The following is an 11,242-nucleotide window of genomic DNA, read 5'->3' as shown; positions in this document are numbered from 1 at the left end:
GGTCACTCGTGGCGGCGCGACATGCCCAATCGGTGCGCTAGCAGTGCTATCAGTTCATGACGTTGAGGGAGGTTTCATGGCGGCTCTCAGCATCAGAGATCTCGACGACGGTGAAGGAGAAGCTACGTCTTCGCGCCGCCCGTGACGGCCGTTCCATGGAGGCCGAGATCCGCGCCATCCTGACCATCGCCGTCACCGATGATGCGCCACGAACCGATCTGTTCAGCGCTCTCACGGAACGATTCGCGCAGCTCGATGGCGCCAAGTTCGACCTGCCGCCACGCACCACCCCGCCCAGGGCTGCGAGTCTGCCGGAGCGATGATCGTCCTCGACACCAACGTGGTCTCCGGACTCATGCGTCCTGAACCTGCTGCGGCGGTGCTCGCCTGGCTAAAGCGGAGTTCCGATGACGGCTTGCACACGATCGCGGTCACTATCGCCGAGATCCGATACGGCATCGCGCGCATCCCGGAGGGCCAACGGCGACAATCGCTGCATCAGGCGGCGACGAGATATTCGCGGCCTTCCCTCGCCAGGTCCTGCCCTTCGACCTCGCCTCCGCCAGCGCCTACGCCGACATCGTCGCGAGCCGGTAAACAGGGCAACCCGATCAGCGGGTTCGACGCGCAGATCGCCGCCATCTGCCGCTCGCAAACGGCGTCTGGCCACCCGGACCACCAGAGACTTCGTAGATACCGGCATCAGCCTTCTTGATCCATGGCAGCCGGCCAACTGATCGGTCCGCGAATGCCTGAAGAAGATCTGGCCGCCGCTCTGGTCAGCCGCGGTTTCAAGGTGCATGAGGACGCCCCGGTCGGCCCGGAGTTCCTCGTCCACGCGGCACTCGCCGAGATGCTGCCGGCCCAGCCGGGCGAGCCCTCGCACACCGAACTGCGTCACCTCTGGATGACCGACCCGAAGCGGACGCCCTGAAGCCCGGCTGCGTGCGATGACCGGAGAGCCCCAACCACCGACCGACGGGGACACCCGGCAGGCCCTACGGTCTGCTGCTGAGCTTCTTCCGCGCCGATGTGCCCCAGCTGCCGCCCGATTCAGCGCGCTGAGAAGGCCCGATCGCCGTGCGCGGATCATTTGCGGGCAGCACGCCCACGCGATCGACCCCGGAAGCGAGCGCGATCTCGGCCAGGATCGTCACGGGAGGTCTTCAGCCGTTCATGGCCTGGGCATGGTTCGCCAGATGGTCGGGAACGGTAGGGACAATCCGACGCTGCCCTGACCGGCCGCCACCTGCGGCCCTCATCCGCTTCCCGGTGGTGTTGGCGGCGGTACGGCCGTGAGCGCAGGCAGATCCGGCAGCATGGGTGGAACGAGCCGTAGGGCCGGATCCGGGAACAGCGGCTGGTCCGGATCGACGGCGTCGACCTGATGAACGGCGTCGGCCAGCCGTTGCAGCAACTCAACGGCCAGCCGGACCTCCCAGGGCTTGGCGTTCTCGGCCGGCCAGACGAAGGTCTCCCGGCTGCCCGGTTCCCGTCTGATGCCGTGAATCGCCTGGCGCTCGGCCTGGAAGGCGACGTTGCCGAGCTGCGAGTACGGGATCCGGTGGTTTTCCTCCTCGATCAGGGCGGCACGATAGTAAACGGCGCGATCGGTGAAACCGAGCAGGATCGTGGAGAACGCGCTGACCTGGCAGAACCAGCGAGCCGACTCACCGGTGCAGTGGCCGAGTTGCGGGTGCCAGCCCCGGGTTACGTCGAGGACGCTGAGTGACACGTCGATGTCTACGTCCAGCAGGCGACCGTCGGCCGGGCGGTCATCGGCGATGATTTCGGCCAGGGCCTGGTCAGCCGCGAGGTCGGTCAACTGGTCCCGGCCGCGAACCGGGACGTCGTCGATCACGGTGGCGAGCCGCCGGTCGTCGAGCAGCGACGCGATCCATGGGGCGATCCATCGGTTCCATCCCTTTGTGCGCAGCAGACCGGCAACCCGCTCGATCATCGGCGCCTGGCCGTCGCGGTCGAGGTGCTCGACCAGTTCGGCGATCTGGCGCGGGCTCTGCTTCTTGAGCATGCGTAACAGGAAGCGATCGATAATGTCCGGGCGATGCACACGGACACTGAGATGGTGCAGGCGAGCAATCCACCGAACCTGGTCGCGCCGCGCGACCAGGTCGTCGATGACCGCGTTCACCAGCGAGCTGTCCTCCTGGGTCAGGGTCAGAACACCAACGACGATCCCCGGCGGCTCGGCCGTCAACAGCCGTCTGAGCACCGCGTGGTCCGGTGGCGGTCCGATCATCCGGGACTCGCGGGCACCCCGGGCCACCGACAGATCGATGGCCAGCAGACATTGCTCCGACGGTGTCGAGCCCTCGGGCCACGCGATGATCGGCTCGGTCGACTTCGCCGCCACCCGGCGCGCGGCAACGCGCCGTCCGGCCCGTTCGAGCTGGAGCAGCACGATCAGGACGTCGTTCGGCGGCATCTCGTCCAGCAGGTGGTCGAACCGCGAATCTTCCGCTCCGGCCACCAACCGCCCAAGCGCGACCGGTCCACGCGCGCGAACCAGGCCAACGAGAGTGTTCGCCGATGTGGTGTCCGGCTCGGCCAGCAAACGATGCAACTCCGCGACCGTTACGCCGTCCCGGTGGGCCACCAACTCGAGCACAGCGCGTACGTCGTCGGGCCGCCCGGCCTCGGTCAGGTCGCGCAAGTACCCGGCGATCTCGCCGGCCGGCCGCGACCCGGCCGCCGAGAGGTAAAGCTGGGTGGCCTCCCTGTCCTGGGATGCCCGCCGCAGCCGGTCGCCCAGGTTCAGTAGATCCTCGATGGCCAGTCCGGCCGCCGCTTGGTCGGTGAGCCGGGCGACGACGTCCGACAGTCGCGCCATCCGGGTAGCCTCGAGCAATCCGAAGTAGCGCGCCGGGTCGCGGCAGCCGGCCACGGCCAGGTCGATCAGGCGCTGCGCCTGCGCCTGGCTTCCCGCGGACCGCATCGTTGCCGCAAGCGCAACGACGTCAGCCGGCTTCCGGTCCGCGAGCACCGACCCGGCCACCCGGTAGAGGCGGAACGCTGCCTCCTGTCGGCCGGCGTCACGCAGTACGTCGCCGAGTTCGGCTGCTCCGGCCGGCCGGATCCGGCCCGCGGTTCGGTCGAGCAGGTCGTTCAGAACGCCGCTCAGCTCGGGAGTGGTGGAGATGGCCGCGACCAGCTCGATCAGCTCGTCGGGGCGGTCGAAGCGGGCGTCGATCGCGCGGTCGAGCAGAGTGTTCTGGTCCACGCGCGTCAGCCGGCCAGGCAGTTGCGGGTCTACGTGCGTACTCGCCGTCCGTGGTGCCGCTTTCGCCGGGACGGATCCGGTGGTTCTCGCCAGCCTGTCCCGGGTGGCCGGTCTGCGGGCCGGCTGAACCCCAGCCAGGAGCGCGGCGGCGCCGACCACGGCGGTCGCGCTCTGCCGGGCGAGTGCGTCGAGGAATCGGTTCCGCATGTCGTTCCGTGCCAGCCGGCCGAGCATTTCGATCAGCTCGCAGACCTGCGCGGCTTGTCGGCCGGCCGCCGCGGTCAGGACACGTCCAGCTTCCTTCGGTAGATCGGCAGCGTCAAGGCGGTCGACGGCCGCGACCACCTCCTGGAGGGCACGGCCGGCACCGGTCGAGTCGAGCAGTTGGTCGGCCGTACCATCCCGCTCGGTTGCTCGGAGGGCCACCACTTCCGCCACCAACGCGTCGGGTCGCGTCCACACCGGCGGGGTCGGGGTGGGCGTCGAGGCCGGACCGGACGTGACGGCCGACGCACGGCCCGCGGCGCGGTTACGGGCCAGCACGATGTCGGGGCCCGCGTCCTCGGTGTACTGCTTGGGCAGCGGGTGTCCACCAGCACGCAGCCGACCGTGCAACCACCGCCACGCCTGCCAGGCACTGAGCAGTTCAGGTCCGTCCGGCTCGCCCTGGTCCAGGAGGTGAACCAGCGCCCCGGTGAAGGCGGTGTAGAGCTCGTTCTTGGGGGCCACCGCGAGGTGGTTGGCATCGCAGGCGGTCAACAGGTAGGACCCGCCGACCCGGGTGAGTTCAACCAAGTCATCGGCCGCACCCATGGCGGCGTTCCCGCTGTAGCAGCAGTCCAGGATGATCACCTTGGACAGGCACCGGCTCCTCAGCATGGCGTGGCGGATGCGCTCGTAGGCGATTGCGCCCAGGAAAGAGTCGCCGTCTGCGTCGGCCAAGGCAAGATGCAATCGGTCCGACTCCAGCAGACCGTGGCCGACGAAGTAGAACAGCAGCATGTCCTCGGCCGCCCCCGCCGCTTCTAAGAGCCGCCGTTCGACTTCGTCGGTCGAGGTCAGGTCGGAGATGTTGCTGCAGTTCTCCGCCGGCAGCCCCAAGACGGTGGGGTCCTCGAGCAGGTCCTGGACGCGATCGATGCTGCGGCGCGCGGAGTCCAGCGGGCTCAGCCGACGGTACGGGCCCGGCCCGATCAGGACAGCCCGCGACCGTGCCGGGTCGGGCAGGCGGTCACTCGCCCCCGTCGTCATCCAGTTCCTCGCGAAGCCACCTCTCCAGCTGTTCCAAGCTTTCCGGCGAGCCGTCAACCGTCACCGTCATTCCCCTCCTGGTGACGGTTATCGGCGGCCTCCGGGGCCGGGCACCGAGCCATGCCCGCAATGACACGAGGAAGCCGGCGAGGGCGATGGAGTTGCTCAGCACGATATTGACGATCTCGGCGGCGCCCTGATAGCGAGGGCTGAAGACGGCCTCGACCTCGTGCTCGCGCCGCAGCCAGGCGTAGAGGGATTGAAGGGCTGGCAGATCCTTCTCGTCCGAGACGCCGGCGACAACAATCATGAATGGATTCAAGCACGTCGAGGCTGGCGATGTCGCGACCCGAACGGTCAGCCGGTGGACCGCCTCGACGCTGCGGGACCACGTCGGCCAGGGACCGCTGTGGGCCTGCACCGGGATGCGCTGGGCGAGCTTGTCGAACTGCAACGACACCACGGCCACCCCGGTGGGGGCCGACCCCGCTCCCGCGCAGCTCCCGAAACCATGACGAAGGCCCACCGCTCTGAATCATCGCGGTGGGCCATTTGGCTACTCAAGACCTGTGAGGGCCGCACGTTGCACCATGCGACCACACCACCGTTGTCATCGGTGACCCGCTGATGGATTGTTTGGCCAGGTCACGGACACGCAGTGGTACGCGATGAGCGGTTTGGACGCCGTGGCACGAGCACCAGCCGGCTCAAGCGGCCGCACCACGCGGCTCGAACCCCACTTTGAGACTCACGTCCAGGGCCGCCGCCAGCCGCTCCAGCACCATCAAGGTCGGAACGGTCCCACCAGCCTCGAACCGGGCGACCGCGGACTGCGTCATTCCCGATTTCTTAGCAAGTTGAGTCTGGCTCCAACCTCGGCGCTCGCGAAGCTCCCGAACGGAACGCCCGAGCTCGAATGCTAGGCGCGCCGCGTCGTACGCCTCAGCGGCACCGGGCTCAGCCAACCGCCGCTCCCGCATCGCGGCCCAACCGCCACTTTCGCTCATGACCTAGCCCTCCTCGTCCACGACTTCGTGCGCCTCGTCGATGCACCGCGCCAATGCCCGGCGCGCCCGGTCGACCTCCCGCTCGTCCCGCATGCGCGTCTTGTGAAAGACCGTCAACAGGATGATCCTCCTGTCGGTGGCGATCCAGTACGTGATCCGAACTGCGCGGCGATCCAGGTGGAATCGCAGTTCGCGCAACTTGCCGTCGAGCTGCTTTGTGTAGGGCTCACCCAGCAGTGGCCCTTGCTCAGAGAGCAGATCGATGTAAAACGCCGCGTGGGCAAAGTGAGCGGTCGGCAGGCTCTCCAGCCACTTCTCCACCTCTGGCTCCAGCTCGACAGCTCCCCACGGCATAGCAGAGATGCTATATCGCGCCGAACCGGGAAGCGAGCCCTACCGTCAACTCACCACGGACAACGGCGCCGGTTCGCGCAATGCCACATCTGACCAGCATGAACACGCAGGTCAGGCGTGGAGTGGGCCGGACGTTGCACCATGCGAACCACCCGATCGCCGTCACCGGCGACCCATTACCGGTACGTTTGGCCAGTTCAAGGGGTGTTTCGTCCATCCCGTCAGCCTGATTTGCACCCGCCTTCAGCCGCCTCGGACGGCTGCGCTACCAAGCCGGAAGGCCGAAATGGCGTCGTACTTCAGCCGCGAATCTGGGCACGCCGGTGCGCTGCAGAAGAACGAGGACCTCCGGCACGGTGTTCGGCGCTCGTCGGTAGGACGCGGCTTGGTGACGGAGCACGTCCGTGGTCAAGCCGGGGTAGAGATCGAGTTGGTCGAGGAGGAAATCGTCGGGGTGGATGGCCGCGATGTCGTAGGGCTTGAGGGCCGGCTCGAGGAAGTCGCTGAGGTTGAAGGTAACGATGACTTCGGCATTGGCGCGTACGGCGGCAGCCAGAACGTGCCGGTCCTTCGGATGGTTCGTCATACCGTCGATAAGTGACTCGTAGCCAGTGACCAGGGCGTCGGGGAATGACCGGCTCATCTGGCCGATCCGCCGATCGACCCGATCCGGTGGTAGCCCACGCTCGATGAGGTTGCGACGCAGTTCGGCGAAGACGTCGGCCGACCAGAGCGGCCGGTATGCGGAGGCTTCGGCGAGGCGAAGCAGCGTGTCGCACAGGTAGGCCGGGTAGAGCACGCAGGTGTCAAGGAACGCCGGGAACGCCACCATGACCGGCTGTCACCTCGACGGCGGGGAGTCGAGGGTGATCTCGTACAGGTCGTCGTCCTCGGCATCGGCTGCCATCTGGTCCAGGGCGCGGCGGCGTTCGGTGCGGGTGCGTTCGGAGTAGTCGAGGATGTCACGCAGCAGGACCCGTCGATGCCGACCGCGCAGGCTGTGCGGAATCTCGCCGTCGGTGAGCAGGCGGACCAGCGTGGGTCGTGAGATGTTGAGCAGGTCAGCGGCTTCTTGGGTGGTCAGCATCGTGTTGTGCGGGGCGATCGAGATGGCCATGCCCTGGGACAGAGCGCCGACAACGTCACGCAGCAGTTCGTAGAGTTCGGCCGGGATGTCGAGCTGCGAACCGTCCGGGCCCACCAGCTTCGCTCGCGCGGAGGGCTCGGCGTCGGCCAGACCCCGCGCGAAACGCACCAGGTCGGCGGGGTTTTCCGGCGGCAGAACGGTTCGTTCACGCAGGGTGCTCGACATGGAGCCAGCATACCGCTATTCGAAAAATCCGAAAGGCCGCTACGGCTTGACGAAGCCCAGCGCCCGGTAGCCGGGCATACGACGCTGCAGCGAAACGGCCAGGATCGGCGTCGCCGGATCGTGGTAATCATGCACCTCCGCGAGGTGCTTGCCGGGCGCCACGCGGATGACCCGGCCAGCGCACTGGACCAGGAGGCCGTCGAAGGAGATCGGCCCGGCCAGGAACAGGGTGTCGAGTACGGGTGCGTCGAAGCCTTCGCCGATGAACGGCGTGGTGCCGATGACCAGGATCCCGTCGCCCGCCTTCGCCTCGGCGAGCCGGTCGACTGCCGCACGCCGATCCACAGCGGTCATTCCGCCTTGCAACAGGAGTGCTTGATGTCCGCGATCCGCGAGTAGCGAAGCCAGAGTTTCGACATGGGCGACCCGGCGGGTCAGCACGAGACAGTTGCGCCCCCTGGCGAGGGCAGCCGCGACGTCGTCGACGATCTGGGTGTTTCGTGCTTCATCCCCGATCAGGGAGCGGTGCACGGCCGCCAGTGCGCCCGGTGACGACGGGTCCTCTTCATCAGCCCGGAACTGGGTCTCGTGCACGAACAACAGGCGGCGCGGGCCGGTCTCTTCCTGCCAGACGGCGGCGAGCGTATCCGGGTCCTCGTCGGTCACGGTGTGCCGAATAGGGCCGATCTGCCAGGTCACGAGTTCCCCGAGGCCGTCACGGCGGGTCGGTGTCGCGGTGAGCCCGAGCCAGAACTGCGCGCCGATCCGTTTGACCGCATGGTCGTACGCTGCGGCGGCAAGGTGGTGACATTCGTCGACGATCACGTGCCCGTACCCGGTGGTGAGGTCCGCGACGTCGGCACGCCGGGCCAGCGAGGGCAGCATCGCGACATCCACGACACCGGTGAGCTTGCGCCGGCCGCCGCCGATCTGCCCCGGTCGTACGCCGAGGAACTGCTCGATGCGTGATCGCCACTGTTCGGCCAATGCTTTGCGATCGACGAGAATCAGGGTCGAGGTGGCGCGTTCGGCGATCATCGCGCAGGCCATGACGGTCTTGCCGGAGCCCGGTGGAGCCACCAGCATGCCGTCGTCGTGGGCGAGCATCGCACTCACCCCGGCGCTTTGCCTGGTGGTCAGCTCGGCGGTGAAAGCGACCTCGATCTCCCTGCCGGCATCCCGCGCATCCGTGATCATCAATCGGGATCCGGCATCCTCGACGATTCGTCCGACTGCGTGCCGCAACCCGCGCGGCAGAACCAGGCGCCCGTCCAGCGTGATGTCGTACCCGCGAAGGAACCGTGGCGTGTCCCAGGTCGACTTGCGAAGCCGCTGCAACTCGTAGAACTTCGGATTGGCCAGCGAGGCCACGTGCTTGAACGTGGCCAATGCGGCCGTCGGCAGTTGTGAGGTGTCGATACTCAGGCCCGCCGCAAGATCTGCTTGCACCGTCGTTGGCAGTGGCGGGTGGACCTTGGTGGCATCCGACCTGCTCATCTTCGCCACACTCACGCCCACGATGGCCTGTTTCGCACGACGGGCGACTCTTTCCGCGTCGCCGGGGCTGAGCCGGTCGAGGACCGACAGGAAGGCCCATTGATCCTCGTACGGTTCCAGGGTCGCCAGGTCGAGGAAGAGCGTAAGGCCGTCCTTGCGGCGCCGGCCCTGCAGCGGCGCCGCGATCAGGTTGCCGAGGCCGCCGTCGGGTAGGGCGTCCTGGTTCGGGAACAACCGGTCGTACGAGCGCAGGTCCATCGAACCGCGCAGCACCATGGCCTCATACACCAGGACCGTTCCCACCGATCGGGCCGTGGCAGCGGGAATCGGGTCGGTGAAGAAGACCCAGGCGTGCGCCCCACGTCCCGACTGGGAGATCTCCAAAGCCGCCGGGACACCGCTGGCTCGGGCGGCTTTGCAGTAGGCCAGCGCATCGAGCATCGCAGCGCTGCCGTCGAAGTCCGCAGCCAGGAACTGGCAGCTGTTGTCGGTGAGCAGCGGATACAGTCCCATGAACACGTCACCGACCAGATGGGCGGCAATCACCTCCGCGGTGAGCGGCAGATAGGCCGCCGTACGCCGGTCCATTCCCTTGCGCCAGCCACCCGCCACCGCCGGAGACCACCCCGCTGCACCCAGCCGGTCGTTCTCCCACCGCTTCGCATACGCATCCCGACGCCCCCGGAACAGGTTGACGTAGAGCGCCAACTTCTCCGGCACCGGCGACGCCATCGTGACCGGCCCTGGCGTGGCCATCGCGGCGAGCGGCTCCGGCGCCGGAGCGGTGTCCTGTCCCCGCAGCTCCAGCAGACGCGACAGCCGATGGTTCTCCGACCGTAACCGCTCCAGCTCACGACGCAGCCGAGCGACCTCGTCGTCAGTCACCGCGTCAACGGACACCACCGGCCAATCTTCACACGCCGGCCGCCGCAAGCCCGACAACCGAATCAGTCAAGCCGAGCCCGGTCGAAACGGTCGATCAGGCTCGGCTTACGGGCATGACGCTCCCTCAGCCGCGTCATCTGCTCCGCGAACCCGAAGATCTCACCCTCCCGTACCGCCAGCGCCTGAAGATCCAAAAGCAGGGTCACCGCCGCGTCATAGTCCTTCGGACGCTTCGTCGCGATCAACTCGTCCACCTGGTTCCAACTGCGGACCGGGTTCCGTGCCAGCTTGTCCAAGCGCTGCTCGCGAGCCGCGGCGGCCGCTTCCTCACGACGCTGACGCTCGTCCGCCTCTCGCTCCCGCTTCTGCTGCTGCCGCGCAGCCCAGCGTTCCTCAGCATCAGCGAGCAGGTCCCCGGCAGTCCGCCCCTCTCCGGCAGGTGACTCCTCCGTCACACCGTGAAACTGCCGCAGCAACTCCGACCGCAGCGTCCCGGCGTCGCCACGCAGCACCCGCAGCAGCATCTCGTCCTTGTCCGACACCGGCAGACCCGCCACCCAACGGCGCAGTTCGGCGGCGGAGGGCTTCTTGTCGGCCAGCGGCTGGCTCGCCGCTGCCGCCGCGTCCAGCAGATCAGGATCTAGACGAAGGAAATCGGCCAGGGCCTGCAACGGCCCGCTCAGCTTCGCCAGCCCGGCCGGGACCGGCGGCTCCGGGACGTCATCGTCCAGTTCTCGGTTCTGCACACACAGCAGCCAGGCCAGATACAGCAGCCGCCGATCGCCGCCGGCCAACTCCGCCCGGACCGGCACGATCGCCGCGAGCCGTCCCTCCTCGTCCCACCACTCCTCGTCACCGTCCTCATCCTCGCTACGAAGATCGAGGATCACATGGTTACGAGTCGCCCACGAGCCGGCCGACTCACCGACACAGAAACGCTGCACCATCTCCGGCGGCAGTGCCGCCTTCGGCAACCGCAGCATGATCCGCCGGGTGCCCCAGTTCGCCAGATACAGGTGCGCGTCGAAGTAGCGCTCCATCCACTTGGCCGGGTCAGCCTTGAGATCGCTCCACTGATAGTCGTTGACGAAACTCGACGACGTGATCCGGCCCCGCGACGACACCGCCCGCAACTCGCCCTGCTGCTTCGCCGTCAGCGCCTGGTCAAGGGCCACGAACTCGTAGTACTGGTATTCGCTCACCGGCCGCCCGCCCACCACTGGTACGCCTCGATCCACTGCGCACCGTCCGGCGCAGGATCCGGCAACGGAAGGTCCAGAATCCCGATCGCCTGCCGCAGCCGGCCACGATGGCAGATCGCCACGATCCCCGACGAACGCAGATCCACCTTCCGGACCACCACCGGCACACCGAGAACCTCGGTGCCGAAGGGCACCGCCACATGATCCTGGATCATGACGAATAGGCCACTGAGCTGCTCATGCTCGTCGTAGCAATCTACGACCGCCTCGGCGACCAAGGCATCGAGCTCGGCATCACTGAGCGAAGACACCCGCGCAGGATAGAGAACCGCCTCCGGCGCTTCGCCAGCAGCCGACGACAGCGAACCACCGGGCTGTGGTTCGCATACAAGATCAACGTGGGGCGGGCGGGACTCGAACCCGCGACCGAGGGATTATGAGTCCCCTGCTCTAACCCACTGAGCTACCGCCCCGTACCGGCGGCGATACTATC

At 67.5% G+C, this 11,242-nt stretch carries 13 protein-coding genes and 1 tRNA gene; 3 read left to right on the top strand and 11 right to left on the bottom strand.

Going from position 1 to position 11,242, the window contains the following annotated elements:
• Positions 1-56 precede the first annotated feature (56 nt).
• The 3 genes from Apa02nite_RS04030 to Apa02nite_RS04020 are packed head-to-tail and all read left to right on the top strand — an operon-like array spanning position 57 to position 934.
• Positions 57-323: a FitA-like ribbon-helix-helix domain-containing protein gene (locus Apa02nite_RS04030; RefSeq protein WP_239164106.1), complete on the top strand. Its 267-nt coding sequence runs from the start codon at positions 57-59 to the stop codon at positions 321-323.
• Entirely contained in the window at positions 320-715 is a 396-nt protein-coding gene (locus Apa02nite_RS52300) for a PIN domain-containing protein (protein ID WP_203823892.1), read from the top strand. The genes Apa02nite_RS04030 and Apa02nite_RS52300 overlap by 4 nt, the downstream gene beginning before the upstream one ends.
• Before the next feature lie 33 nt (positions 716-748).
• The gene (locus tag Apa02nite_RS04020; RefSeq protein ID WP_203823891.1) at positions 749-934 is read left to right on the top strand and encodes a hypothetical protein; all 186 of its coding nucleotides are present in this window, start codon (positions 749-751) and stop codon (positions 932-934) included.
• A 64-nt stretch (positions 935-998) separates the two neighbouring features.
• On the opposite strand, the gene Apa02nite_RS04015 is transcribed toward Apa02nite_RS04020, so the two are convergent.
• The 11 genes from Apa02nite_RS04015 to Apa02nite_RS03965 form a co-directional block, all read right to left on the bottom strand.
• Positions 999-1,157, bottom strand: coding sequence for a hypothetical protein (locus tag Apa02nite_RS04015; RefSeq protein WP_203823890.1), 159 nt, complete (start codon positions 1,155-1,157; stop codon positions 999-1,001).
• 101 nt (positions 1,158-1,258) lie between these two features.
• The gene (locus tag Apa02nite_RS04010; RefSeq protein WP_203823889.1) at positions 1,259-4,492 is read right to left on the bottom strand and encodes a caspase, EACC1-associated type; all 3,234 of its coding nucleotides are present in this window, start codon (positions 4,490-4,492) and stop codon (positions 1,259-1,261) included.
• Positions 4,473-4,952, bottom strand: a complete 480-nt coding sequence (locus Apa02nite_RS04005; protein ID WP_203823888.1) for an effector-associated constant component EACC1 — start codon at positions 4,950-4,952, stop codon at positions 4,473-4,475. The genes Apa02nite_RS04010 and Apa02nite_RS04005 overlap by 20 nt, the downstream gene beginning before the upstream one ends.
• Positions 4,953-5,199: 247 nt before the next feature.
• The gene (locus tag Apa02nite_RS04000; protein ID WP_239164141.1) at positions 5,200-5,472 is read right to left on the bottom strand and encodes a helix-turn-helix domain-containing protein; all 273 of its coding nucleotides are present in this window, start codon (positions 5,470-5,472) and stop codon (positions 5,200-5,202) included.
• Between the two features lie 30 nt (positions 5,473-5,502).
• Positions 5,503-5,820, bottom strand: coding sequence for a type II toxin-antitoxin system RelE/ParE family toxin (locus tag Apa02nite_RS03995; RefSeq protein ID WP_239164105.1), 318 nt, complete (start codon positions 5,818-5,820; stop codon positions 5,503-5,505).
• Positions 5,821-6,118: 298 nt separating this feature from the next.
• The gene (locus tag Apa02nite_RS03990) at positions 6,119-6,685 is read right to left on the bottom strand and encodes a PIN domain-containing protein (protein WP_239164104.1); all 567 of its coding nucleotides are present in this window, start codon (positions 6,683-6,685) and stop codon (positions 6,119-6,121) included.
• A 9-nt stretch (positions 6,686-6,694) separates the two neighbouring features.
• Positions 6,695-7,165 carry a helix-turn-helix domain-containing protein gene (locus Apa02nite_RS03985; protein ID WP_203823885.1) on the bottom strand — a complete coding sequence of 157 codons (471 nt, stop codon included), beginning with the start codon at positions 7,163-7,165 and terminating at the stop codon, positions 6,695-6,697.
• A gap of 39 nt (positions 7,166-7,204) precedes the next feature.
• A complete protein-coding gene (locus Apa02nite_RS03980) occupies positions 7,205-9,547 on the bottom strand; it encodes a DEAD/DEAH box helicase (protein ID WP_203823884.1) in 2,343 nt (780 codons plus the stop codon).
• Between the two features lie 62 nt (positions 9,548-9,609).
• Complete coding sequence (locus Apa02nite_RS03975) at positions 9,610-10,749, bottom strand: hypothetical protein (RefSeq protein WP_203823883.1); 1,140 nt, start codon at positions 10,747-10,749, stop codon at positions 9,610-9,612.
• Positions 10,746-11,060 carry a hypothetical protein gene (locus Apa02nite_RS03970; protein ID WP_203823882.1) on the bottom strand — a complete coding sequence of 105 codons (315 nt, stop codon included), beginning with the start codon at positions 11,058-11,060 and terminating at the stop codon, positions 10,746-10,748. The genes Apa02nite_RS03975 and Apa02nite_RS03970 overlap by 4 nt, the downstream gene beginning before the upstream one ends.
• 88 nt (positions 11,061-11,148) lie before the next feature.
• Positions 11,149-11,222: transfer RNA gene (locus Apa02nite_RS03965), tRNA-Ile, on the bottom strand.
• Positions 11,223-11,242 lie beyond the last annotated feature (20 nt).

The sequence above is a fragment of the Actinoplanes palleronii genome (genome assembly GCF_016862315.1).
GTDB classification, from domain to species: Bacteria; Actinomycetota; Actinomycetes; order Mycobacteriales; family Micromonosporaceae; genus Actinoplanes; species Actinoplanes palleronii.
Note: the sequence above shows the minus strand (reverse complement) of the source record. Positions and strands in the feature narration are given on the sequence as shown.

Coding starts and splice junctions, on each gene's coding strand:
- Apa02nite_RS04030 (WP_239164106.1), top strand. CDS start 57: ATGACGTTGAGGGAGGTTTCATGGCGGCTCTCAGCATCAGAGATCTCG.
- Apa02nite_RS52300 (WP_203823892.1), top strand. CDS start 320: ATGATCGTCCTCGACACCAACGTGGTCTCCGGACTCATGCGTCCTGAA.
- Apa02nite_RS04020 (WP_203823891.1), top strand. CDS start 749: ATGCCTGAAGAAGATCTGGCCGCCGCTCTGGTCAGCCGCGGTTTCAAG.
- Apa02nite_RS04010 (WP_203823889.1), bottom strand. CDS start 4,492: ATGACGACGGGGGCGAGTGACCGCCTGCCCGACCCGGCACGGTCGCGG.
- Apa02nite_RS04000 (WP_239164141.1), bottom strand. CDS start 5,472: ATGCGGGAGCGGCGGTTGGCTGAGCCCGGTGCCGCTGAGGCGTACGAC.
- Apa02nite_RS03990 (WP_239164104.1), bottom strand. CDS start 6,685: ATGGTGGCGTTCCCGGCGTTCCTTGACACCTGCGTGCTCTACCCGGCC.
- Apa02nite_RS03985 (WP_203823885.1), bottom strand. CDS start 7,165: ATGTCGAGCACCCTGCGTGAACGAACCGTTCTGCCGCCGGAAAACCCC.